Below are 22,073 nucleotides of genomic sequence, written 5' to 3'. Positions count from 1 at the left end.
CGCCGGACCATGACCGCCGAATACGTCTTCCGCGTTCGCTTCCGACTCGACGCACCCGACGTGCGACTCGACCCTCGGGAGTTCGAGACCGTCCTCAGACTCCCCGCTACCGACCCGGAGAGCGAGGACGACCCCGACGGCTGGCTGTTCTTCAGGGACAACCTCTGGCACGGCGAGGCCAACGACGAGCGGCATCTCCGCCAGACGGCCTCGGAGCTCCTCGGCGTCGACGTCACGAGCATCAGTTTCTCCGAACTGGCGATCGACGCGGCGGAGCTCGAGACGCTCCGTGCGGTGATCGCCGAGAACCTCGAGGAGTTCAACGCCGACGACGTCGACGAGGTGCTCCACAAGTATCTGGGGAGTTCGATCCGCGTCACCGACTGAGCGGCGACGAACGTCACGGCGGCAGGAAGCGACCCGACCCGACTCCAAGCGGAGTGGGCCGGTGACCCGCCGCCGCTTCTCGACGAGAGACAGCGGCGCTCGAGAGCGAACAGTTTTGACGACACGCTCGCTGCACCGTGGTATGCCCTCCGCGAGACCGCTCGTCGCACTGCTCCTCGTCGCCTCGCTCGCCGGCTGTCTCGGCGCCGACGCCCTCCTCTCGCCCGCGCCGTCCGTCTCGGTCGAGAACCGATCGGATGTGCGCTACGCGGTGACCGCGACCGTCGTTCACACCGACGATCCGGTCGGGACGCTGCTGCTGCAACTCGGCTATCGAGACGGGAGGACGTCGGCCGTCCCCTACCACGACCACGCCGTCGGCAACGACTTCGCCGTCCCGGCGAACGTCACCGAGGTGACGGTGGTCGGCGCCGAGCGGTCCTGGAAGACCGTCCTCGACCCCGGCGCGACAGCCGAGACACGCCTGACCGACTGGACCGACGGCGACGTGGTCGTGCTCACCTGGACGCGGCTCGACGACGGGACGGTGACGAAGGTGACGACGGTGCCGTGTCGCTCCACCGGCGTGGAGTACAGCGGACACGTCGACAGCGCCGCCGGTACCGGCGGAGCCAGCACCAGCTGTTGAACGGAACGCGTGCTGTCGAACGGCGTGTGTGCCGTCGAACGGCCCGTGTACTCGATTCCGAGTGAACTCCGTCGACACAGCCGGAAAGCACATACCGGCCCACCGCCTAGTTCAGTCTCCCTATGGTCGTCGACAGCTACGACTTCTGGCTTTTCGACCTCGACGGGACGCTCGTCGACGCCGAGTGGTCCTACACGCGCGACGTGTTCGACCGCGTCGGCGATCGACTCGGCCGACCGTTCACCGACCGCGAGGCCGAGGTGCTCTGGCACGGACTCGGCGGCGCTCGCGACGACCAGCTCCGGGAGTGGGGGCTCGAGCCGACGGAGTTCTGGCCCGCCTTCCACGCCGAGGAGGACCCGCAGATCCGCGCGGAGGCGACGTACCTCCACGAGGACGCCGCCGACCTCGTCCGGTCGCTCGAGACGCCCGTCGGCGTGGTGACGCACTGCCAGTCGTTTCTGACCGACCCCGTGTTACAGCATCTCGACATCCACGACTGGTTCGACACCGTCGTCTGCTGTACCGACGAGTTGGGGTGGAAGCCGGACCCGACGCCCGTCCGCCACGCCATCGAAGACCTCGGCGTCGACGGGGAGAGTACGGGCGTGCTCGCCGGAGACGGAGCCAGCGACGTCGGTGCGGCCTGGAACGCGGGTCTCGACAGCATCCACGTCGAACGCCACGACCCCGCCCGCCGCGGGCAGTGCGTCCTCGGCGACTACCGGGTGCAGACGTTCAGCGACCTCGGCGAGTGAGCGACGACCTCGCTACAGCGGGCGGATCGCCACGTCGCCGTCGCTCGTGACGGCGAATTCGTACCCCTCGTGCGGGAAGCGTACCTGGACGCCGGACCGTTCGTGACCCGACGGCGTCGGCCCGAGCAGATCGGCGAGCGCGTCGGCGTCGATCGCATCGAACAGCGGGACGTCGGTCCCTGCCGCCGTCACGTCGAACGCTTCGACGGCTTCGAGGACGGTCGTCCCGAGCTCTTCGGCGTCCGACCAGTCGTGGCGACCGACGATCACCCACTCGTCGCCGAGTCTCGCCGCAGGCGCGTCGAACGAACTCGTCGCGTCGACTCCTGCCGACGCCGAGCGGTCGCCGACGACCGCCCCGAGCGTGTCGCCGCTCGACTCGACAACCTGTCTGGCTCGACGCTTCACGAGTTCGATCTCCGCGACGCCCGACTTCTGGACGTAGTCGGTGACGTTCGCCGTGACGGCGTCCGCCGCGACGAGGTCCCACTCCTTGCCCGTAAAGAGAATGATCGGAACGTCGACGTCGACGTCGCGAGCCGCCGAGATGAACGGCGTCCCGTCGGCCGAGACCACGAAGTCGCTGACGACGCAGTCGACCTCGTGCGTCCGGAGCAGCCGGAGGCCGTCCTCGACGGTCGGTGCGGTCAGCGTGTCGAACGACGCCTCCCGGTCGAACAGCTGCTCGGAGAGTTCGAGGAACTCCGGGTCGTCGTCGACGTGTAGAACGGTGCACTGCGCGGTCATACCCTCCAGATGGTCGGGCTGTAGCTTAAATTACTCGTTTAACTGTATGGCAACGAATATATTGTTCAGAGGGAGGGAGTCGGTGGGCCGACGCGTACCGGTGTACATCTCAGGCGTCGCAGGTCAGCGCGTCTCGTAGCCGTCGAGCGCCGCGACGAGGCCGTCGACCTCGTCGAGCGCCGCCTCCAGCGCCCGGACCCCCGGTTTGTCGATGCGGGTCGGGTTCGCGCTGACGACGACGTCCTGCCTACCGAGCGAGACGAAGCCGAGTCCGAGTTTGGCTGCGGTCGCCCGCAACCCGAGTCCGACGTCGGCGCCGCCCGTCTGGACCTTCCGTGCGGGGCTCTCGTGGGCCTTGACCGTGAGGTCGAAGCCGTCGACGGCCTCGACCAGACTGTGCCGTTCGACGCCGCGTCGCTCGGCCAGTTCGGCCAGTGCGTTCCCGAGACTGGTTCGGAGTCCGGAGTTGGTGTCGCGGTTGACGAAGCGCAGGTCGCGGTCGACGAGGTCGGCGAGCCCGGTGACGTCCGCCGGGTTGCCCGCGGGGACGACGAGCCCCCACTCGCGGGTCCACCCGCCGAGGTCGACGGCGTCGACGTCGCGGTCGACGGGGCCGGCGGCGACGGCGACGTCCGGAACGCCGTCGCGGAGACGACGCAGCCCCTCGCGGCTTCCGACGGGGAGGTAGCGCGGGCTGTCGAGTCGGTCCAGCAGGCGCGACAGCGCCGGGTCGTCCTCGCCGACGCCGAGCAGCGACGGCGGTCTGACGTCCGGCGAGAACAGGCGGACGGTCACCGTCTCGCCCTCGGCGAGATAGCTCGTGTCCGGCGGCACCTCGACGACGCCGTCGGCCTCGACCAGACTCGTCGTCGCACCGCTCCCCTTGTCGACCGGGTAGACGAGCGTCTCGCCCGCGTCGGCGGTCCCGTCTGCGTCGTCGCCGTCGCCCGTCTCCGGCGGGCCGCTCTCGACGAGGCCGACCGGCATCAGTCGCATCCGGCCCTCCTCGTACCGCTCGCGGACGGCCATCCGCCCGGTGACGGTCGCCGTCCGCGGTTCGGGGAGCCCGGCCGCCCGCCGAATCGCAGGGGCGACGAACGTCCGGAAGATGGTGAGCGCCGAGACCGGATAGCCGGGGAGGCCGACGTAGGCCCCGCCGCCGAGCGAGCCGACGAGCATCGGCTTGCCGGGCTTGACGGCGACGCCGTGCAGGAGCAGTTCGCCGCGGTCCTCGATGACGCGGTAGATGACGTCGACGGCGCTGGCGGAGGTCGACCCCGAGGAGAGCACGAGGTCGCACTCGTCGGCCGCCTCCAGCAGGATGCGCTCCATCTCCTCGTAGTCGTCGCCGGCGTGGGGGTAGAGGCGGGGTTCGCCGCCCGCCTCCTCGACGCCCGCGGCGATGGTGTAGCTGTTGACGTCGTAGATCTGCCCGGCCCCGCTGTCGAGGTCGCCGCCGGGACGGACGAGTTCGTCGCCGGTCGAGACGATCCCCACGGTCGGTCGTCCGCGGACGGGTACCTCGTCGACACCGAGCGCCGACAGCAGGCCGATCTCGCGCGGCGTGATCCGCGTCCCAGGGCCGAGCGCCCGCGACCCGGCGGCGATGTCTGCACCGGCCAGCATCACGTGGTCGCCGGGGGCGACGGCCGTCCGGATCAGGATCTCGTTCTCACCCCGTTCGTCGGTCCGCTCGACCATCACGACGGCGTCCGCGCCCGGCGGCATCACCGCACCGGTGGAGATCTCCGCACAGCTCCCCTCGCTCACCTCGACGTCCGGGCTCGCGCCGGCGTGGACCTCACCCGCGAGCTCGAGCGCGACGGGGTCGGCCTCGTCGGCCCCGAACGTGTCGCTCGCCCGGACGGCGTAGCCGTCCATGCTCGCCCGGTCGAAGCCGGGGACGTCGAGTTCGGCGTCGAGTCGCTCCGCGAGCACTCGCCCACGAGCGTCGTCGAGCGGCACGGTCTCCGGCTCCGGGTCGAGGTCCAGCGAGGCGATGGCGGCGTGGGCCTCCTCGGGCGGAGCGAGGTCGCGGAACTCTTTCCGTTCACTCACGCCGACCACTCCCAGTTCTCGACCGCGACGGTCTCACCCTCGGCGATCCCCTCGCGTTCCTCCGGGACGACGACCCACCCGTCGGCGAGGGCGACGCTGGAGAGGACGCCCGATCCGCTGGCGCGCGTCGGCGTCGCGCGCCGTTTCGGTTCGTCGTCTCCCTCGCCGTCTCCGTCCGATTCGTCGACCTTCACCCGGACGAACGTCCGCGTCCCGGGGTCGCTCGTCACCTTCCGCGTCAGCGTCGCCTCGACGGTCGGGTGGTCCTCGAGGGGCAGCCGGCCCAGCCGCTTGAGCACCGGTCGGAGGAACTGCACCGCGTTGACGATGCAGGCGACCGGGTAGCCCGGCAGCATCAACACGGGCGTCTCTTCGACCACGCCGAGCGCGACGGGGTGACCCGGTTTCAGCGCGACGCCGTGGACCAGCACCTCGCCGAGTTCGTCGACGACCTCGGGCGTGTAGTCGCGCGCGCCGACGGAGGAGCCGCCCGTGAGCACGACGACGTCCTTCGTCAGGTCGCGCTGGATGGCCGCCCGGAGCGCCTCGGGGTCGTCGGTGACGACGTCGCGGTACGTGGGGACGCCGCCCCACCGGGAGACGAGTTTCGAGATGGTGAGACCGTTCGTCTCGATCACTTCGCCCGGAGCGGGGTCCGACTGGACGAGTTCCTCGCCGGTCGGGACGACGCCGACGGTCGGGTAGTCGTAGACCGCCACCTCGCGGATGCCGACGGACTTGAGGAGACCGAGGTCGGAGGGTCTGAGTCGGTGGCCCGGTTCGTACAGCGTCTCGCCCTCGGCGACGTCCTCGCCGACGGGGCCGACGTTCTCGCCCTCGGCGACGGCGTCGAACACCTCGATCTCGTCGCCGACGGCGTCGGTCTGTTCGATCATCACGACCGCGTCGGCCCCGTCGGGGAGTTCGCTCCCCGTGTGGACGCGGACGGCCTCACCGGGGACGACCTCGTCGTCGCCCTCGCGCAGGACGCTCGGCGAGCGGTCGGAGGAGTCGAACGTGTCCTGTGCCCGGAGGGCGTAGCCGTCCATCGCCGCCCGCTCGTAGCCGGGGACGGGGTTCGGCGCGGTCAGCGGTTCGGCGACGGTTCGACCGTCCGCTCGTTCGAGCGGGACGCGGTCGGTCCGCTCGTGTGGCGTCACCGCCTCCAGCAGCGTCTCGCGGGCGGCGTCGACGCGGGTTCGCTCTTTGAACCCGGCACGTCGTAGGTCGTCGTGGCTCATACGCGGGCGTTGCGGCCCGAAGGTGAAAGCGTCTGCCCTCGCGGAACCGCCGTCGTGACGACGCGGTCGCCGACGAGGGTGGAGACGGGTGACACGGAGCCACACACCGGAAACTGCCTCACCTACCGCGGCCTTTTTCGACCCCCGGCCCCAAGCACCGCCCATGTCAGCACTGCGTGACGCGCTGCGCGAACTCCCGGAGGCCGTCTTCGCGGACCTGCTGGAGAGTGACGACGCGTACCTCATCGTTCTCGATCTCCCCGGTGTCTCGGGTGAGACCGCTGACATCAGCATCGAGAACAACAAACTCGTCATCGAAGCGCGTCGTGAGAAATCGCTCCCCCCCGAGTTCCGCTACGTGCGCGAGGACCGCTCGCTGTTCCTCGACGCCGAGATCCCCCTCCCGCCGGACGCGACCGGTGCCGGTGCGGACGCCGACATGGAACGCGGCGTCCTCGAGATCAGACTCCCGAAGCGCGAGGCCGCCCCCGAGCAGACGATCCACATCGAGGACGCGTAAGTCCGGGGTGGTTAGCCTGGTCAATCTCCGTGCCTACTGGCGGTTCCTGCTCGTCTTCTACCAGTTCTTCCCGCTCATCGTCGCCTACACGCGTGACCGCAAGCGGTTCGTCCTCTTCGGCAGTTCCCGACGCGTCGACTCGGCGACCCGGACCCGACGAGCGGAGGTGCTGCTCGACTCGCTCTTGACGCTCGGGCCGACGTTCATCAAACTCGGCCAACTGCTGTCGACGCGGCCGGACATCCTCCCGCCGGAGTACGTCGACGTGCTCTCCAGTCTCCAAGACGAGGTGCCGCCCGCCGAGTGGGACGAGGCCGAACAGGTGCTCCGGGAGGAGCTCGGCCCCGTCGACGAGGTGTTCGACGACTTCGACAGAGACGCCATCAGCGGGGCCAGCCTCGGTCAGGTCTACCTCGCCGAGTACGGCGGCCAGAAGGTCGCGGTCAAGGTGCGTCGGCCGGGCATCGAGGAACTCGTCGAGGCCGACCTGCGCGTGATCCGGTGGTCGCTCCCCCTCGTCCAGCGGTTCATCGGACAGGGACGCGCGTTCTCCCTGGAGAACCTCGCCGACGAGTTCGCCAAGACCATCCGTCAGGAGATGGACTACAGCCGCGAAGGCCGGATGCTCGAGGAGATCCAGGCCAACTTCGCGGACAACGACGACATCCGCATCCCGAGCGTCGTCGAGGACGTCTCCAGGCCGCGAGTGCTCACGATGGAGTATCTCCCGGGCGTGAAGATCACCGACCTCGCGACGCTCGACGAGATGGGGGTCGACCGCCACGAGCTCGCCGAGCGGCTCCAGCGCATCTACCTGCAGATGATCATCGACGACGGCGTCTTCCACGCCGACCCCCACCCGGGGAACCTCGCCGTCGACGACGACGGCGCGGTCATCTTCTACGACTTCGGGATGAGCGGCCGCGTCGACTCGTTCATCCAGCGCAAGATCGTCGAGTTCTACATCGCCGTCGCCAACCAGGACATCGACGGAATCCTCGACACGCTCATCGAGATGGGGACGCTCTCGCCGGACGCCGACCGGCAGGTGATGGCCGACGTGATGGAGCTGGCCATCGCCGACGCCCGCGGCGAGGACATCGAGCAGTACCGCGTCAACCAGATCATCGAACAGGTGGAGTCGACCATCTACGAGTTCCCGCTCCGCCTGCCGCGGAATCTGGCGCTCGTCCTCCGGGTCGCCACCGTCGTCGAGGGCGTCTGTGTCACGCTCGACGAGGACTTCGACTTCATCTCGGTGGCGACGGAGTATCTCTCACAGGAGGGCTACCGCGAGGAGACGGTCAAACAGGTCGCCGGCGACGTCTCCGAACAGCTGCAGGCGACCTCCCGGTCGCTCGTCCGCGTCCCGCCGAAACTGGAGCGCGTCCTCGACCGGGTCGAACGCGAGAACCTGACGCTCGACGTCCGCATCGACGACACGAACCGCGTGTTCGACAAACTCGCGAAGCGAATCGCCTTCGCCATCTTCGTCGCCGTCGGCATTCTCTCGTCGGCGATCCTCTATGCGTTCGGCGGGTCGTGGGAACCCGCGGCGGCCGTCGCCGCGCTGACGCTCCCCGTCGTGTTCCTGCTGTACCGCTCGTTCCGGTCGAAGAAGGGACTGCGCGCCAGCCCGCAGTTCACCCGACAGAACCTCAGACAGCGCCGGGACGACTGAGGTCGAGCGTCACGGCGACGGTCGGACGCTCACAGCGTCTCTTCGAGTCGTTCTCCCGCTTCGATCCCGTTCCAGAGCGCCGCGGCGACGCGCCCGTCGCCGACGACCCAGTCGCCCGCGAAGAAGAGATTCGTGTCCTCGGCGCTCCGGACGACCTCGTCGAGTGCGCCGTCGTCCGGGAGCGCGTACCGCCATCCCTGGTCGTCCACCCAGTCGGGGTCGTCGAGTCGCTCGTCGTCAAGCAGCGCCGCGACCGTCTCGGCGACGGCGGGTGCGACGTCGTCCAGCGGGTCGTCGTAGTGTTCGGTGGACCACTCGGGACTCATCTGGACGACGAGGAGGCTCTCGCCGTCGGGGACGTGCCCCGGCTTGCACTCCTCGCGGGAGAGCCACCCGACCTCGTGTTCCTTGTCGGTGTTGACGAGCGCGTAGTACGGCGTGTCGAGTTCGAAGGGGTAGTGGAGCACGACCGTCCGGACCGTCCGGTAGTCGACCGCGCCGACGGCCTCGATGAGTTGCGGGAGCCGGTCGTCGTTCCACTTCGCCTCCGCGAGGAGACCGGCGGTCTGCGGTGCCGGGGGCGTGAGGAGCAGTCCGTCGAACGGGCCGTAGTTCACTCCCTCGGTGTCGGTGAGATACCAGCCGTCGCCGCGCTCGAAGGAGGCGATACGGGTCGGCTGGTCGACCGTCGCGTCCGTCCGGGCGAGCAGTCGTTTGGCCAACTGGGTGATCCCCTCCGTCCACGTCCACTTGTGGCTGTCGCCGCGTTGCTCGTCGCCCTCGCGGATCCGGCTGTCGGCGTCGAACGTCCAGACGGGTGCCTCGACGTCGACGAGCCCCTCCTCGCCGAGCTCGCGCAGGAGCGCCGTCGTCCGGTCGTCGGCCCCCTTGACGTAGTTGGCGCCGTGGTCGTACCGACACCCCTGCTTGCGGCGGGTGGCGGCGCGGCCACAGACCCCGCGACTCTTCTCGAAGACGGTGACGTCGACGTCGCTGTCGCGGAGGGCGTACGCCGCTCCCGATCCGGCAGCGCCCGCGCCGACGACGGCGAGCGAACGGCTCACTGCTCGACTCCAGTGCGTGAAGGTCCGGTGGTCGTGCTCATCGCTCGTCACTACGGCCGGACGACTCAAAAACGGATGCAACCCGGCACCGAGGGGAGACGACGCTCCCGCCGCTCACCTGCCGGGTCGGAGGCGGACCACGACGGTGGTCCCCTCGTCTCCGGTCTCGAACGCGAGCGACCCGCCGACGCCGCCGACGACCCAGTTGACGAACCAGAGACCCAGCCCGCTGCCGTGGTTGAGCGGGTCCTCCTCACCCCGTTCGATCACCGCGATCTCCTCGGGCGGGATGCCGGGACCGTCGTCCGCGATGCGGATCTCGACCGGGTCGGTCGCCGTCTCCGGGGTGTCCACGGCGAGCGAGATGCGCGGTCGGTCGCTCTCGGTGTGGTCCGCCGCGTTCTTCAGGAGTTGGTAGAACGCCTCGGTGAGCGACGGCGACCCCAGCGCGGTCACCGACGCCGGGACGTCGAGGTCGACCGTCACCGACGGGTAGGTTCGTTCGAACGTCTCGAGCGCTTCTACCAAGAGTGCGTCGACGGCGACCGGTTCGACGTCGTCGACCTCGCCGACGATCTGCTCCATCTTGCGTGCGGTGTCGCTCAACTCCGAGAGCTCGCTCGCCGTCTCCGCGACGACGTCAGCGTACTCCCGGAGTTGGGAGTCGGCGTCGACGCGGGCGGCGATGAGGTCGGCGTACCCGCCGACGATGTTCGATCGGGTGCGGATGTCGTGGCGGAGCACGCGGTTGAGCACCGTGATCCGCTGCTTCGAGCGCTGAAGCGTCTGGTGCTGTCGTTCCTGCTCTGTGACGTCGACGCCACAGTCGACGACGTACTCGACGCTCCCGTCCTCGTCGAAGACGGGCGCGGCGTTCAACGAGAGCCAGCGTCTCCGACCGTCGGCCGGTTCGATACCCCGCTTCACGCCGTAGACGGGACGGCCCGTCTCGAAGACGTGGTCGCTCAGGAGCTGTGGCTCGTCGAGCGGCGTCCCGTCGGCGTCGAGCAGCGTCACGCGCTCGCTGTCGGTCAGTCGAGTGACCGAGTCGACGCCGATCGCGTCGAGCAGTCGTTGGAGGTGGCCGTTCTGCTGGACGACCTCGCGGTCGCTGTTCATCACGAAGATCGCGACCGGTGCGGTCTCCAGGACGCGAGCGAGCAGCTCCCGTTCCTCGTCGCGCTGTCGTTTCATCCGCTGCCGTTGTCGCCGCGTCCGTCGTTCCTGCGTGACGTCGACGCCCCGCGACACGATCGCGTCGACCGACCCGTCGTCGGCGAACGCGGGCCACAGCGAGACGTGGAGCCACCTCCCGTCGGCGAACGCCCGGTTCTGGACCTCGAGCTGGGCGAGTTCGCCGTCGGCGGCGGTGGCGAGCGCCTCGCGGATCCGTCCGCGTGCGGCGTCGGACCAGCCGGGGAGTTCCGGGAGCGACTGGCCGACGAGTCGCCGCTCTTCGACCTCCAGCGACTCGAGCGTCGTCCGGTTGACGCGGAGGATGGTCCCGTCGGGAGCGAGGAGACTCACCATCCCCACCGGGTCGCGGAACAGCGCGTCGAACCAGCGACCGGTCTGAGAGACGTCCGGCGGTTCCCCGCCGAGTCGAGTCGAGTCGCTCCGGCAGTCGTCGTCCACTACAGGGGAAGGGACGGTGACGTCGTATAAGTTTATCTCTACTTTCGCTACTAATATTTAGTAGAGACCGGACGAGCGAGGCGTCGGCCGTGACGGTCCAGGGACGTCGAAGCAGGTGATAGAGCGGGGTCCGTCGGCGACGAGACCCGGACGTCGAAACGGGTTTGAGCGAGCGCGCCGTCTATCGTCTCGTGACATACGACGCGGTCCTCTTCGACAACGACGGCGTGCTCGTGACGCTCGTCGAGTACGAGGTGCTCCGTCGGGCCGCCGCCGAGACGTTCGCCACCCTGAACGTCGACCCTCGTCCCGACCACGTCGACGACATGGCCGTCGGCGTGACGCCCGACGCACTCCAGCGGGTGTGTGAGACGTACGATCTCGACCCGACGGAGTTCTTCTCGCTGCGCGATCGACACTCCTCACAGCACCAGCAGGCAGAGATCAGGGCCGGACGCAAGACGCTCTACGACGACTTCGAGGCGGTACAGCGTCTCGACCATCCGCTCGGTATCGTCAGTTCGAACCAACAGGAGACGGTCGACTTCCTGCTCGATCACTTCGGCGTCGGTCACCTCTTCGAGACGGCGTACGGCCGCGAACCGACCCCCGAGAGCCTCCACCGCAAGAAGCCGAACACGTACTATCTGGAGCGGGCGCTCGCCGACGTCGAGGCCGACACTGCCCTCTACGTCGGCGACAGCGAGACGGACCTGCTGGCCGCCCACGACGCCGGACTCGACTCGGCGTTCATCCGACGGCCTCACCGGGCGGACGCCGACTTCGACACCGAACCGACGTACGAGATCGACAGTCTCGCCGAGATCCCGGAACTCGTGACCGGACGGTGAGGGCGCGTCGAGTGCCCACAACGCATTACCGTTGGGGGTGAGAACCAGAGCATATGGCTATCATTCTCGAGTTCTCCCTCCCCGCGAGTTCGTTCGCGCTCGGAGATGCACTCGAGGCCGCCTCGAACGTCGAGGTCGAACTAGATCGCGTCGTCCCCACCGAACAGCGGACCCTCCCGTACCTCTGGGCCGAAGGCGAGGAGCTAGAGACGTTCGAACGCCACGCAACGTCCGCGTCGACCGTCGAGCAGTTTCGACTGGTCGAGTCGATGCCCGAGCGACGGCTCTACGAGGTCGAGTGGACCGGCGCGGTGACGCGCATGGTCGAGGGAATCGTCGGCGCCGAGGGGACGGTCCTCGACGTCCACGCCGCCGGAGACGAGTGGGAGTTCAGACTCCGGTTCCCCGACCGGAGCCACGCCAAGCAGTTTCAGTCCCACTGCATCGAGACCGAGACGCCGGTCGACCTCTCGAAACTGTACGACCTCTCGAAGTCCGGGTTCAGACAGGAGTACAGCCTCACCGAGAAACAGTACGACGCGCTCCAGTTGGCCTACGACCGCGGCTACTTCTGTGAACCCCGCGAGGCGGACCTCGCGGATCTCGGCTCCGATCTCGACATCTCGCCGCGCGCCGTCTCCTACCGCCTGCGACGGGGGCTCGCGGGACTGGTCGAGCACACGATCACGACCCCGATGCAGTCCCCTGACGACGAGCGAACATAAACGCCTGCACAGTCGAAGCAGTCGCCTGTTACGAGTAGACGTGGTAGCCAACCGTGGAGAGCCACGGGCACGACTCTTGCCCGGAGTGGGGAGTCGGCGGTACGTGCGTTTTAGCCTCTACGTGTGTCCCGTCGACGACGTCCCGACGTTCCGTGATGTTCTCCCGTTTTGGCCACTCGGACACCGAACCCGGTCGTCTAAGTGTGACGGCCGTGAGACGACGGTATGGACGAACGGCTCTCTCCGGTCGGTCTCGGGACGATGGGGCTGGAGTTCCCCACCGGCGCCGAGACGGTCGCGACCGCTCTCGACGTCGGCTACCGCCACCTCGACACGGCACAGATCTATCACAACGAGCACGTCGTCGGCGCGGGGATCGCCGGAAGCGACGTCGACCGCGACGAGGTCTTTCTCGCCACCAAGGTCTGGGCCGACAGCCTCACGCCCGACGCCGTCCTCGCGAGCACGCAGGCGAGTCTCGCTCGTCTCGGCGTCGACGCCGTCGACCTCCTCTACGTCCACCGGCCCATCGAGAGCTACGACCCCGACGCGACGCTGCCGGCGTTCGACGCGCTCGTCGACGCCGAGAAAGTCCGCCACGTCGGCGTGAGCAACTTCACCGTCGAGCAACTCGACGAGGCCCGCGAGACGCTCCAGTCGCCGCTCTTCGCCCACCAGACGGAGTACCACCCGCTGTTCCAGCGACCCGACCTGGTCGAGCACGCCCGGCGACACGACTACGCGCTCGTCGCCTACTCGCCGCTGGCGGGCGGGAAGGTGTTCGACGTCCCCGAACTGCAGGAGATCGCCGCGAAACACGACACCACCGAGGCCGCCGTGAGCATCGCGTGGCTCTGTTCGATGGAGAACGTCGTCGTCGTCCCCAAAGCCTCCAGCGAGGCGCATCTCCGCGCGAACTTCGAGGCACAGGAGTTGGCGCTCGACGACGAGGACGTCGCGGCCATCGAAGCCATAGACGAGGAGGTCGAACTCTATCCGGAATGAGTGACCGAGACGACCGAGCCGACGCAGCAGGTGGAGCTGATGGAACCGACGAAGCCGGTGGGATCGACCGAGCCGACGGAGACGATAGAGCCGGCGAGACGATCGAGTTCGACAAACTCGTCCGCGACCGCATCCCCGACCTCGTCCGCGAGAGCGGCGACCGCCCCGAGACCCACGTCGCCGACGACTCGGAGTACCGCCGACGGCTCCGCGAGAAACTGGTCGAGGAGGCCACCGAGTTCCGCGAGTCGGGCGACGCCGAGGAGCTGGCGGACGTCCTCGCCGTCGTCGGCACGCTCTGTCGGGTCGAGGGGATCGACCGCGAGGAGGTCGAACGCCTCGGCCGCGAGAAGACGCAGGAGCGCGGCGGGTTCGAGGAGCGGATCGTTCTCGAACGCGTCCGGAAGTAGACGCCGACGGGCAACGTCTATCCGCCTTCGGCCCCTGTCGTCACGTATGAGTGACTCCAGCGGTGAGAGCCAGCGACTGCCCCAGACCGACGAGGAGTGGCGCGAACGGCTGTCCGACGAGGAGTACCGCGTCCTCAGAGAGAGCGGCACCGAGGCGCGGTTCTCCGGCGAACACGTCGACCGGACGGACGAGGGCGTCTACACGTGCAAGGGCTGTGGGACGGTGCTCTTCGAGTCGGAGACGAAGTACGACTCCTCCTGCGGCTGGCCGAGTTTCTACGCCGCCGAGGACGCGAACATCGAGACGCAGACCGACACCAGCCACGGGATGCGTCGCATCGAGGTCCGGTGTGCCACCTGCGACAGCCACCTCGGACACGTCTTCGACGACGGTCCCCAGCCGACGGGCAAGCGCTTCTGTATCAACTCCGTCGCGCTCGACTTCGAACCGGCAGACGAGTAGCGCAGGCGAGGCTATTTTTGTTCCCGCTGTGAGCGCCCGGTCGTGAGCGACCCACTTCGACTCCTGATCCCGCATCACGTCTCGCCGGACCGCACCGACGACCTGCTGTCGGCCCTCGACGGGGTCGTCCCGGCCGAACACGTCGTCGTCGCCGACACCCCGGCGGAGTCGTTCGAACACGCCGAGACCGTCGCGGGGATCGTCACCTACGATCTCGACGACGACCTGCTCGCGGCGGCGACGAACCTCCGGTGGATCCAGTGTCTCAGCGCCGGCGTCGACCACTACGACCTCGAGGCGCTCCGAGAGCGAGAGATCGTCCTCACCAACTCCTCGGGCATCCACGCCGAACCGATCGCCGAGCAGACGCTCTGCTATCTGCTCATGTTCGAGCGCGGGCTCGTACAGGCGACCCGCCAGCAGGGGCGCGGCGTCTGGGAGCGGTTCGAGGGCGGCGAGCTGCGCGGCAAGACGCTCGGCGTCGTCGGCGTCGGTGCCATCGGGGCGCGAGTCGCCGAACTCGGCGCCGCACTCGGGATGACCGTCGTCGGGACCAAGCGGGACACGAGCGAGTGTCCCGCCGCCGTCGACGACCTGTTCGCCGCCGCCGACTACCACGAGGTGTTGCGACGGTCGGACTACGTCGTCCTCGCCGTCCCGCTCACCGAGGAGACCCGGGGACTGCTCGGCGGCGAGGAGTTCCGCCTCATGTCGTCGGACACCGTCCTCGTCAACGTCGCCCGCGGCGACGTCGTCGACGAGGCGGCGCTCACGGAGGCGCTCCAGAACCGCTCCATCAGGGGGGCCGCACTCGACGTGTTCGAGACCGAACCGCTGCCCGCCGACTCGCCGCTGTGGGACCTCTCGAACGTCGTCGTCACGCCTCACATGGCCGGGTCGACGGCGAAGAAACCCGAGCGGTGGCGGGAGCTCATCCGAGAGAACTACGAGGCGCTCGCCGCCGGCGACCTCGACGCGATGGTCAACCGCGTGGTGTGAGTCGCCCGATCCCAGAGCTGACCGTCGGCAGCTACTTCAGCCACCAGCGCAGGTCGTTGACGCGCAGTTTCTGTCGGACCGGCAGTTGGTGGACCGACTCCCGGTCGGGGAACAGTTCGCGGTCCATCTCGTAGCGGTCGTAGACGTCGTCGCGGTCGGGCCACGCGGACTCGAACGGTTCGAGCACCGGCAGTTTCCGGCGGACGAACCGCTCGATCTGGTTGAGCTGCGTCGACGAGTAGGGCTGGCTCGGCGGGCGATGGTGGAAGATCGAGGGGTCGATCCGTTCGAGCGCCTCCCAGAACGTCCGGTCGTGGCGGTGTTCCGGCGGCGTCTTCAGATGCCACTCCAGCAGGTCGACGTCGGCGGCGATGAACGACTCGTAGTAGTTGTCCGCCAGATGCGTCCGGAACGGGAGTACGGGTTGGTTCTTGATGACGAGGAGGTCCATCGCGTTGTGGACCGAGTCGGTCCGCGACCAGCAGTGCTCCAGCTCCGTCCCGAGTCGTCGCCGGAGGAAGTCGTAGGGGTCGTCGACCGTGATGTCGCCGAACAGGTCGCCGACGGCGTCGGGGATGCGCTCGCTCGCGTCGGGGAAGAATCCGAGCGTGTCGAGCAGCGAGTCGACGGGGTTGGGGTTGGGGTGGAGCCGTTTCGAGGGGAGTTTCGACCCGAACAGTTCGACGCCGTCGCGTTCGAGGAAGTACCCCTTCAGGAGCGTGTCGAACAGCGCGCCGTGGTACATCGACGCGACGTCGAACTCGTCGTCGTACCCCGCGTGGTGGATGTGGAGCGACTCTTTGATCCCCTGTGCACACCGGATCTTCTCGTCGCCGCCACGGAGATAGCGGTCGTCGGGTGCCAGCACGTCGTGGGCCGCGCCGTACTGTGCTGCGACCTTCCGGGCGGCGCGGACCTCTCGCGACCCGGGCCTGCCGACGGTGTAGCAGTGATCGATGTCGAGTTTCGAGAGCAGGACGCGCGAGTCCTTCCCTCCCGAGAGCAGCAGTCCGCGCGGTCCAGGCAGCCCCGCACGGCGCGTGATCGCCTCCTCGAGTCGCGTCGCGAGTTCGTCGACGTAGTCGAAGCTCCGAGGGTCGTAGGTGAACCGCGAGAGTTCGGCCGTGTCGCTGGCGGTGAGATAGCCGTCGAACGGGACCCGGTTGATCTCCTCGAACACCGTCGACGTCCCGAGGACGGTCCCGAGGTGGAGGAACTCGAGGACGGAGTCGCGGTCGACGGCCGAGTCGTCGACGAGTCCGGTCAGCGTGCTCGGGTCGGTAGAGAACACGCGGACGCCGCCGACGTCGGCGTAGAAGCACTCCCAGGAGCGAAGCGGGTCGGTGATGACGACCGTCTCGTCGTCGTGGTCGATGACGACGAGATACGACCCGTTCAACCCGGTGAGTGCGGCGAACCCGTGGCGAGCGTACCGCTCGAGGAGCCACTTGGCCGTGTTGTCCGTCCCCGTCGGCGGGATCAACTCGCCGAAGACGACGCACATCCCCTCGGAGCCCTCGTACAAGGCGCTCCGGGTCGGATGGTCGAGCGACGAATCGCGGATTCCCACCGTCGCGTCGTCGCCCGACAGGACGTCGTCGAAGGACTCTGCCGACCGGAATCGGTCGAACGCGTCGCGGTTCCCGAACACGCCGAACAGTTCACGGTTCATCTGTGTCTCCGTCGTCGCGGTCGCGGTCGTCGTCGCGTTCGACTCGAAACTGCTACTCATCGGACGTCACTCCCGTCGGAGTCTCCGTGGCCCCGTCGGTGGCGACAGTGTCGGTACTGGAGGTAGAACGTGTGAGAGCGGCGTGAGCACGTCGTGTGGCGGGCATGTTGAGTATCGTCAAGAGCGAGTAGAGCACGGTCTGGTTGTTGGTTCCGTCGAGGTGGTCGTCGTAACACCGCACTGCTCCGTCGAAGTCGAAGAACTCGAAGTCCTCGAGGAGTCGTCGGCGCTCCGAGAGCGTCTCCTCGGTGAACGACTGCGCGCGGATGAGTTCCTGACGGTTCGGCCACGGCGTGTGCGTCAGATGCGGCTCCGGCGGCGACTCGTCGCCGACGTGCTTCCGCCAGAAGCCGTAGACGTTGTCTCCGAGGAAGGAGACGGGGAACGGATACTTCAGCGGGACGCCGGTTCGAGCGTGCGGGATCGCCGCGAGCGCGGGATCGAGTTCGGTGACCGCGGCGTCGACGAGGTTGCGACGCAGGAGGTGGCGAACCGGGATCTTCTGGGCGAGTTCGAGCAGTCGGTTGTCGAGGAACGGCGTCCGGTAGGGACGCATCTGCATCAGCGTCCGCGAGAAGACGGCGTCGGTGTCGCCACCCATCGGGTAGAAGTCGCCGTACATCACGAGATCCTGGAGCGACCCGTAGCGGACGCCGTGGCTGACGACGCCGCCGTCGTCGTGTCGGATGTTCGACCCCAGCACCGACCGCAGCGACAGCGACTCGTCGAAGTACGGCAGCGGTTCGACCGCGTCCTTCGTCTGGAACTCGATGTACTCGTCGATCGAGTCGATCGACCGACGCAGGGGGAGCGACACCGTCCCGAGGTCACCGACCGAGAACTGGTACGTCGCGAGGGGGTTCCCCCCGAACAGCATATCTGCGTAGAGGCCGGCGACGAGGACGTCGCACTCGGCGACGATCTCGTCTTCGAAGCCGGAGAAGTACGCTTGGTCGAACCAGCCGCTGAAGTTCGACAGCGAGGGTGCCTCCTCCAGCAGCCGAGCGTCGTACTCCTCGTCGCGTTCGAGGAGGCGGAACTCGTCGCCGCTGATCGTCGCCGCGCGTCGGGCGACTCTCGCCTCGCGGCTCATGAAGTCGGCGTTGTGGAAGGCGGTCGTCGGCTGGTCGATCGCCGCCTGGATGAGTCGCGAGTCGCTGCCGCCGCTCAAGAGCAGTCCGTAGTCGAGGTCGTCGTCGGTCCACTCTTCGAGCACTTCGGTGACGGTGTCGACGAACTCGTCGAGGTACGCCGAGAACGGCTTGTCGACCGGCTCGTACGAGGGCGTCCAGTAGGTCCACGTCTCCGTCGACAAGTCGTCGAGGTCGACCGTCACGACGGAGGCCGGTGGGAGCTCTTCGATCCCCGTGAGCGGCGTCTTCACGCCGAACACGCGGCGGAGTTGGAGATACTCGTAGAGGTAGGGGAGATCGAACGTCGCGTCGACACCGGGGTAGGTCGTGAGCGTCTGTGACGCCGACGAGAAGACGAACGTATCGTCGTCGGGACGAGTGTAGAAGACGGGGCGAGTCGCCAGTCGGTCGGTGACGAACGACAGCGTCTCCTCGGCCGCGTCGTGGACGACGAGCGCGTAGTCACCGTTGAGTCCGGCGACGAACCGCATCCCGAGCGCGTCGTAGAGACGCGCACAGAAGTCGGCGCTCCCGCCGCGACCGTTCGAGCGCGCGACGTGCTCGGAGCCGGTGTCGTAGCCGTAGACGTCGCCCCAGACCCAGATGCGGACGTCGCCGTCGGCGGCAGTCGCTGGCTGCTCGCCCGCGAGCACGGAGTGGAACGACCCGTGGAGGGTGAACTCGCTCTCCTCGACGGCGACCCGCGTCTCCTCGTCGCGGTGGCTGACCGACTCAGTGAACTCGGGCGGGAGCGCCGCGTGGTCACCGAGTGCGCCACAGATGCCGACCATTACAGATACCCCAACTCCTTGAGCTGATCTTCGACCCCGTCGTCGAACTCCATATCCTGTTCGTCTGCGGCGGCGGCCGACTTGTATTCTTCGAGTGACGTGTCGAACAGCGCGGTCACTTCCGGCGGCGGCCCGCTGTGGGTCGCGACCTCGCGCTGCCACGACGGGCGGTCGGCGTCGAGTTCGTACTCGACGCAGTCGCCGAGGGAGTCCCACTCGAGTTTGGTCTCGCCCTCGTAGGCGACGCGGATCATCCGGTTCCAGAAGGCGTGGTCGGCCTCCGAGAACTCGTGGCCCCACGTCCGGTCACCGTGACCCAGCAGGCCGATCGTCTCGGCGACCACGTGGTCGTGCCCGAAGTCTTCGGGAACCGGTTCGTCGGCGGCGAGTTTCGGGATCAGGTCCGTCAGGTGGATATGCGAGACGTAGTCGGTGATCTCGCTGGCGGAGCCGTCGGGAGCGTTGATGATCTCACAGGGCGTGTGCTGGATGCCCTCCGACATGCTCCCCGTGTGGTGGAACAGGCCGTCGTCGGCGTCGTAGCCGAGGTTGTGACCGTGGTCCGAGATGACGACGAACGTCCACTCCTCGTCGCTCTTGGCCATCAGTTCGACGACGAACTGCGAGACGACGCGGTCGAGGTAGTCGATGGAGGCCGCATAGAGCTGGCGGTAGTTCTCGGTGTACTCGGGCGTCGCCGCCTTGTCCTTGTTGAGTTCCCACTTGTCCAGTTTGCGCGAGCTCCAGTCGTTCGGCACCGAGTGCAGCGACTGGTCGTACTGGAGGAGGTTCCGCAGCGGCGTGTGCGCGTCCATGAAGTTCGCGAAGAAGAAGACGGAGTCGTCGGCCGCGGTCGCCCGCTCGGTCGCCGTCTTCGTGATGTTGCTCGCGCCGTCGTCGACGACCTCCGGGACGGGGAGGTCTTTGACTGTGTGGCCGACCTGCGACCAGACGCCGTTGGCGACGCTCTTGAGCGGTTTGTCGTGTTCGGCGCAGGCCTTGAGGAAGCCGAGGTAGCGTTTGACCGCGTTCGGTTCGTCCGTCGACTTCATGTACTCCTGGACGACCATCCCGTCGGTGAACAGCGTCTCGTTCGTGTGCGAGCCGATGGAGAAGTCGTAGAACTCGTCGAACAGCGTGTCGAACCCGAACGTCGTGTTGATGTAGGAGTTGGCGCTCAGGCCGACGGTGCGGTGGTCGGGGAGGTCGCCGAGGAACGTGTCGTCGACGTCGAACTGACCGAAGTCGAACGAGGCGTCGAAGCTCTCGGAGTGGACGCCGTGTTCAGAGGGGAGCTCGCCCGTGAACAGGCTGGTGTGACTCGGCGTGCTCCAGGAGCTGGCGGCGCGACACTGCGTCATCGAGGTGTCCGACAGCGCCTGCAGCCGCGGGGCGTACTCGTCGAAGTAGTCCTTCCGAACGGTGTCGAGGACGATGAGGCCGACGTTACGCATGGCTGGGCCTCCTGGGGGAACGAAGGAGCGGTGCCCGGACACTCACTACCGTCGACGTGGTTCGAGAGGTGAACCGAGAGGTCATCGACCCCACGTTGACGCGGAGGGGGCTTTCCTATACAGTGCATAATCCCACTTATGGGGTCTGTATCGGCGTGAGACCGTAAAGAAGTCAACTTTCTAATGTTAATTAAGATACTGTTTCGACAGGAAAATCGCGTCGGGAGTCGGCGACCGATGAGGGTGGTAGAAAGAGGCCACGCGAACGTTTATGCCGAGCCAAAGACAACTACTTCAGATAGACAAGTGATACCATGGCACAAGAGACGTACCTCGCGAGCGCACTGTTGACGGGGCTGTTCGTCGCCCTCGTCGCCGTCGCGATCCTCCGTCTGCGCACGTGGGAACGGTACACCGTGCAGGTACCGCGCGCGCGAGTCACCGCCACCGCCGACAGACCGACACGGAGGCTCACGGGGACGACCACGACCGCCGAAGACGAAGGCGAGTTCACCGTCCCCGGCGAGCGGGTCGCGGACCGTCTCGTCCACAGTCAGGCGACGTGGTATCTCGGGTTCGTGCTCGTCGCACTCGGGTTCGGTGCGGTGACGCTGCTCGTGCTGAACGGCGACCTCGCCGCGGCGACGACGATCATCCTCCTGTTCGGCCTCGTGCTCGGTCTCTACCTCCCCGTCGGCCTCTACGTCGTCTTCCGCAACCTGGGGCACGCGAGCGCCCGAGCAGTCGCCGAGACGGCCGTCGTCCTCGGTGCCGTGCTCACCGTCGTCATCGTGGCGAACCTCGTGGGACTCGGCTGAGAGCGATGTCGACGCTCGCCGCACCCCGTCTCGGCGACCGACTCGAGGCGACGCTCCGTCGTTGGGTCGTCGTCGTCGCCGTCGAACTCCTGCTCGTCGCGGGCTACTTCTGGGTGACGGGAGCGGAACCGACCAGTATCCGAATCGTCCTCTACCCCTTCGTCTGGCTGAACGTCGGCGTCTGGGCGGTGAACCGAAGCCGACCACCGACCGCGAGCCGGCGACGGCGACTCGTCGCGGGCGTCGTCGCGAGCGTCTACTTCGTGGCACTGGCGTACGCGGCCGGTCTCGTCGCCGTCGGCCACAGCCCTCCAGCGGCGGTCGGAGTGTCGCTCACGGCCGCCTCGCCGGGGTGGGGACCGATCGTCGCGTACACGTCGCCGCATCTCCGACTGCTGTTCGTCCCGTTCCGCGTCGTCGGCTACCTCGCGCTGTCGTATCTCCTCTACGTGGCGACGCTCGACGTGACGACGGCGGCCGTCTCCGGCGTGATCGCGTTCGTCACCTGCGTCGGCTGTAGCTTCCCGCTCTTGGTGGCGGCAGTCGGCGGCGTCGGCGGCGGGAGCGCCGGTCTCGTGACGGCGGTGTCGGCCTACTCGTTGGACCTCTCGACGGCCGTGTTCGTGCTCGCGGTGGCGTTGCTCTCGTGGCGACCGGGGAGTCGGTGACGGACGGCGGACGGGGTCAGGTGATCGAGTACGCTGCCGCCAGCGTCAGTCCCAGCGCGGCGACGAGACCCGTCACCATCAGATACGTGATCGACCGCGGTTCGAAGAGCAGATGCTGGTAGTAGCCCGCGACGAGCAGCGCCTTCACCGCCGAGAGCGCGAGGATGAGCCAGAAGCCGAGCCAGTAGCTCAGCCCCGCGAACTCGACGAGCACCTGTGCCGTCGCCATCACGAAGAGGACGACGTAGATCACCGCGTACAGTTTCGTTGATGTCATGTGTGGA

22 protein-coding genes are annotated in these 22,073 nt (G+C 67.8%); 13 read left to right on the top strand and 9 right to left on the bottom strand.

Annotated features, from left to right (window positions below; translation table 11 throughout):
• The first annotated feature begins 9 nt into the window (after nt 1-9).
• From lwrS to EOHIBHHM_RS12640, 3 genes are all read left to right on the top strand, one after another.
• The gene (lwrS, locus tag EOHIBHHM_RS12650; protein ID WP_497251099.1) at nt 10-387 is read left to right on the top strand and encodes an LWR-salt protein; all 378 of its coding nucleotides are present in this window, start codon (nt 10-12) and stop codon (nt 385-387) included.
• A gap of 142 nt (nt 388-529) precedes the next feature.
• Nucleotides 530-1,036 carry a hypothetical protein gene (locus tag EOHIBHHM_RS12645; RefSeq protein ID WP_497251098.1) on the top strand — a complete coding sequence of 169 codons (507 nt, stop codon included), beginning with the start codon at nt 530-532 and terminating at the stop codon, nt 1,034-1,036.
• A gap of 122 nt (nt 1,037-1,158) precedes the next feature.
• Nucleotides 1,159-1,794 (top strand): HAD family hydrolase, encoded by a 636-nt coding sequence (locus EOHIBHHM_RS12640; protein ID WP_497251096.1) that lies wholly within the window; start codon nt 1,159-1,161, stop codon nt 1,792-1,794.
• A gap of 12 nt (nt 1,795-1,806) precedes the next feature.
• On the opposite strand, the gene EOHIBHHM_RS12635 is transcribed toward EOHIBHHM_RS12640, so the two are convergent.
• The 3 genes from EOHIBHHM_RS12635 to EOHIBHHM_RS12625 all read right to left on the bottom strand — a co-directional run bounded on the left by EOHIBHHM_RS12635 (nt 1,807) and on the right by EOHIBHHM_RS12625 (nt 5,840).
• The gene (locus tag EOHIBHHM_RS12635) at nt 1,807-2,541 is read right to left on the bottom strand and encodes a response regulator (RefSeq protein WP_497251094.1); all 735 of its coding nucleotides are present in this window, start codon (nt 2,539-2,541) and stop codon (nt 1,807-1,809) included.
• Nucleotides 2,542-2,664: 123 nt separating this feature from the next.
• Nucleotides 2,665-4,608, bottom strand: a complete 1,944-nt coding sequence (locus EOHIBHHM_RS12630) for a molybdopterin biosynthesis protein (protein ID WP_497251092.1) — start codon at nt 4,606-4,608, stop codon at nt 2,665-2,667.
• On the bottom strand, nt 4,596-5,840 hold the full coding sequence (locus tag EOHIBHHM_RS12625; protein WP_497251090.1) for a molybdopterin molybdotransferase MoeA: 1,245 nt from the start codon (nt 5,838-5,840) through the stop codon (nt 4,596-4,598). Before EOHIBHHM_RS12625 ends, EOHIBHHM_RS12630 begins: the two co-directional genes overlap by 13 nt.
• 163 nt (nt 5,841-6,003) lie before the next feature.
• Between EOHIBHHM_RS12625 and EOHIBHHM_RS12620 the strand changes: the two genes are divergently transcribed.
• Both EOHIBHHM_RS12620 and EOHIBHHM_RS12615 read left to right on the top strand, forming a co-directional pair.
• Nucleotides 6,004-6,360, top strand: coding sequence for an Hsp20/alpha crystallin family protein (locus EOHIBHHM_RS12620; RefSeq protein ID WP_089820932.1), 357 nt, complete (start codon nt 6,004-6,006; stop codon nt 6,358-6,360).
• Nucleotides 6,361-6,367: 7 nt separating this feature from the next.
• Nucleotides 6,368-8,041, top strand: coding sequence for an ABC1 kinase family protein (locus tag EOHIBHHM_RS12615; protein WP_497251088.1), 1,674 nt, complete (start codon nt 6,368-6,370; stop codon nt 8,039-8,041).
• 29 nt (nt 8,042-8,070) lie between these two features.
• On the opposite strand, the gene EOHIBHHM_RS12610 is transcribed toward EOHIBHHM_RS12615, so the two are convergent.
• Both EOHIBHHM_RS12610 and EOHIBHHM_RS12605 read right to left on the bottom strand, forming a co-directional pair.
• The gene (locus EOHIBHHM_RS12610; protein WP_497251086.1) at nt 8,071-9,105 is read right to left on the bottom strand and encodes an NAD(P)/FAD-dependent oxidoreductase; all 1,035 of its coding nucleotides are present in this window, start codon (nt 9,103-9,105) and stop codon (nt 8,071-8,073) included.
• A 114-nt stretch (nt 9,106-9,219) separates the two neighbouring features.
• Nucleotides 9,220-10,740, bottom strand: a complete 1,521-nt coding sequence (locus EOHIBHHM_RS12605; protein WP_497251084.1) for a PAS domain-containing protein — start codon at nt 10,738-10,740, stop codon at nt 9,220-9,222.
• Nucleotides 10,741-10,931: 191 nt separating this feature from the next.
• On the opposite strand from EOHIBHHM_RS12605, the gene EOHIBHHM_RS12600 reads away from it, so the two are divergent.
• The 6 genes from EOHIBHHM_RS12600 (at nt 10,932) to EOHIBHHM_RS12575 (ending at nt 15,193) form a co-directional block, all read left to right on the top strand.
• The gene (locus tag EOHIBHHM_RS12600; RefSeq protein WP_497251082.1) at nt 10,932-11,591 is read left to right on the top strand and encodes an HAD family hydrolase; all 660 of its coding nucleotides are present in this window, start codon (nt 10,932-10,934) and stop codon (nt 11,589-11,591) included.
• A 53-nt stretch (nt 11,592-11,644) separates the two neighbouring features.
• On the top strand, nt 11,645-12,316 hold the full coding sequence (locus EOHIBHHM_RS12595; RefSeq protein ID WP_497251080.1) for a helix-turn-helix domain-containing protein: 672 nt from the start codon (nt 11,645-11,647) through the stop codon (nt 12,314-12,316).
• Nucleotides 12,317-12,541: 225 nt separating this feature from the next.
• Nucleotides 12,542-13,321, top strand: coding sequence for an aldo/keto reductase (locus EOHIBHHM_RS12590; RefSeq protein WP_497251078.1), 780 nt, complete (start codon nt 12,542-12,544; stop codon nt 13,319-13,321).
• Entirely contained in the window at nt 13,318-13,731 is a 414-nt protein-coding gene (locus tag EOHIBHHM_RS12585; RefSeq protein WP_497251076.1) for a nucleoside triphosphate pyrophosphohydrolase, read from the top strand. Before EOHIBHHM_RS12590 ends, EOHIBHHM_RS12585 begins: the two co-directional genes overlap by 4 nt.
• A 46-nt stretch (nt 13,732-13,777) precedes the next feature.
• Nucleotides 13,778-14,194, top strand: coding sequence for a peptide-methionine (R)-S-oxide reductase MsrB (gene msrB, locus EOHIBHHM_RS12580; protein ID WP_497251074.1), 417 nt, complete (start codon nt 13,778-13,780; stop codon nt 14,192-14,194).
• A gap of 42 nt (nt 14,195-14,236) precedes the next feature.
• Nucleotides 14,237-15,193 carry a D-2-hydroxyacid dehydrogenase gene (locus EOHIBHHM_RS12575; RefSeq protein ID WP_497251072.1) on the top strand — a complete coding sequence of 319 codons (957 nt, stop codon included), beginning with the start codon at nt 14,237-14,239 and terminating at the stop codon, nt 15,191-15,193.
• A gap of 31 nt (nt 15,194-15,224) precedes the next feature.
• On the opposite strand, the gene EOHIBHHM_RS12570 is transcribed toward EOHIBHHM_RS12575, so the two are convergent.
• The 3 genes from EOHIBHHM_RS12570 to EOHIBHHM_RS12560 are packed head-to-tail and all read right to left on the bottom strand — an operon-like array spanning nt 15,225 to nt 20,303.
• Nucleotides 15,225-16,925: an asparagine synthase-related protein gene (locus tag EOHIBHHM_RS12570; protein ID WP_497251070.1), complete on the bottom strand. Its 1,701-nt coding sequence runs from the start codon at nt 16,923-16,925 to the stop codon at nt 15,225-15,227.
• On the bottom strand, nt 16,918-18,849 hold the full coding sequence (locus tag EOHIBHHM_RS12565; protein WP_497251068.1) for an asparagine synthase-related protein: 1,932 nt from the start codon (nt 18,847-18,849) through the stop codon (nt 16,918-16,920). Before EOHIBHHM_RS12565 ends, EOHIBHHM_RS12570 begins: the two co-directional genes overlap by 8 nt.
• Entirely contained in the window at nt 18,849-20,303 is a 1,455-nt protein-coding gene (locus EOHIBHHM_RS12560) for a sulfatase-like hydrolase/transferase (protein ID WP_497251066.1), read from the bottom strand. Before EOHIBHHM_RS12560 ends, EOHIBHHM_RS12565 begins: the two co-directional genes overlap by 1 nt.
• A gap of 314 nt (nt 20,304-20,617) precedes the next feature.
• Between EOHIBHHM_RS12560 and EOHIBHHM_RS12555 the strand changes: the two genes are divergently transcribed.
• Nucleotides 20,618-21,121: a hypothetical protein gene (locus EOHIBHHM_RS12555; protein ID WP_497251064.1), complete on the top strand. Its 504-nt coding sequence runs from the start codon at nt 20,618-20,620 to the stop codon at nt 21,119-21,121.
• A gap of 5 nt (nt 21,122-21,126) precedes the next feature.
• Entirely contained in the window at nt 21,127-21,789 is a 663-nt protein-coding gene (locus EOHIBHHM_RS12550) for a DUF7546 family protein (protein ID WP_497251062.1), read from the top strand.
• A 16-nt stretch (nt 21,790-21,805) separates the two neighbouring features.
• Here the strand turns inward: EOHIBHHM_RS12550 and EOHIBHHM_RS12545 are convergent, their stop codons facing one another.
• Nucleotides 21,806-22,066, bottom strand: a complete 261-nt coding sequence (locus EOHIBHHM_RS12545) for a cytochrome C oxidase subunit IV family protein (RefSeq protein WP_497251060.1) — start codon at nt 22,064-22,066, stop codon at nt 21,806-21,808.
• Nucleotides 22,067-22,073 lie beyond the last annotated feature (7 nt).

The organism is Halogranum roseipondis, assembly GCF_059695585.1.
Note: the sequence above shows the minus strand (reverse complement) of the source record. Positions and strands in the feature narration are given on the sequence as shown.

What these genes read in the sequence shown, in the direction of transcription:
- EOHIBHHM_RS12635 (WP_497251094.1), bottom strand. Translation starts at nt 2,541, where the DNA reads ATGACCGCGCAGTGCACCGTTCTACACGTCGACGACGACCCGGAGTTC.
- msrB (WP_497251074.1), top strand. Translation starts at nt 13,778, where the DNA reads ATGAGTGACTCCAGCGGTGAGAGCCAGCGACTGCCCCAGACCGACGAG.
- EOHIBHHM_RS12585 (WP_497251076.1), top strand. Translation starts at nt 13,318, where the DNA reads ATGAGTGACCGAGACGACCGAGCCGACGCAGCAGGTGGAGCTGATGGA.
- EOHIBHHM_RS12545 (WP_497251060.1), bottom strand. Translation starts at nt 22,066, where the DNA reads ATGACATCAACGAAACTGTACGCGGTGATCTACGTCGTCCTCTTCGTG.
- EOHIBHHM_RS12570 (WP_497251070.1), bottom strand. Translation starts at nt 16,925, where the DNA reads ATGAGTAGCAGTTTCGAGTCGAACGCGACGACGACCGCGACCGCGACG.
- EOHIBHHM_RS12565 (WP_497251068.1), bottom strand. Translation starts at nt 18,849, where the DNA reads ATGGTCGGCATCTGTGGCGCACTCGGTGACCACGCGGCGCTCCCGCCC.
- EOHIBHHM_RS12595 (WP_497251080.1), top strand. Translation starts at nt 11,645, where the DNA reads ATGGCTATCATTCTCGAGTTCTCCCTCCCCGCGAGTTCGTTCGCGCTC.
- lwrS (WP_497251099.1), top strand. Translation starts at nt 10, where the DNA reads ATGACCGCCGAATACGTCTTCCGCGTTCGCTTCCGACTCGACGCACCC.
- EOHIBHHM_RS12645 (WP_497251098.1), top strand. Translation starts at nt 530, where the DNA reads ATGCCCTCCGCGAGACCGCTCGTCGCACTGCTCCTCGTCGCCTCGCTC.
- EOHIBHHM_RS12625 (WP_497251090.1), bottom strand. Translation starts at nt 5,840, where the DNA reads ATGAGCCACGACGACCTACGACGTGCCGGGTTCAAAGAGCGAACCCGC.
- EOHIBHHM_RS12555 (WP_497251064.1), top strand. Translation starts at nt 20,618, where the DNA reads ATGGCACAAGAGACGTACCTCGCGAGCGCACTGTTGACGGGGCTGTTC.
- EOHIBHHM_RS12550 (WP_497251062.1), top strand. Translation starts at nt 21,127, where the DNA reads ATGTCGACGCTCGCCGCACCCCGTCTCGGCGACCGACTCGAGGCGACG.
- EOHIBHHM_RS12590 (WP_497251078.1), top strand. Translation starts at nt 12,542, where the DNA reads ATGGACGAACGGCTCTCTCCGGTCGGTCTCGGGACGATGGGGCTGGAG.
- EOHIBHHM_RS12620 (WP_089820932.1), top strand. Translation starts at nt 6,004, where the DNA reads ATGTCAGCACTGCGTGACGCGCTGCGCGAACTCCCGGAGGCCGTCTTC.
- EOHIBHHM_RS12560 (WP_497251066.1), bottom strand. Translation starts at nt 20,303, where the DNA reads ATGCGTAACGTCGGCCTCATCGTCCTCGACACCGTTCGGAAGGACTAC.
- EOHIBHHM_RS12640 (WP_497251096.1), top strand. Translation starts at nt 1,159, where the DNA reads ATGGTCGTCGACAGCTACGACTTCTGGCTTTTCGACCTCGACGGGACG.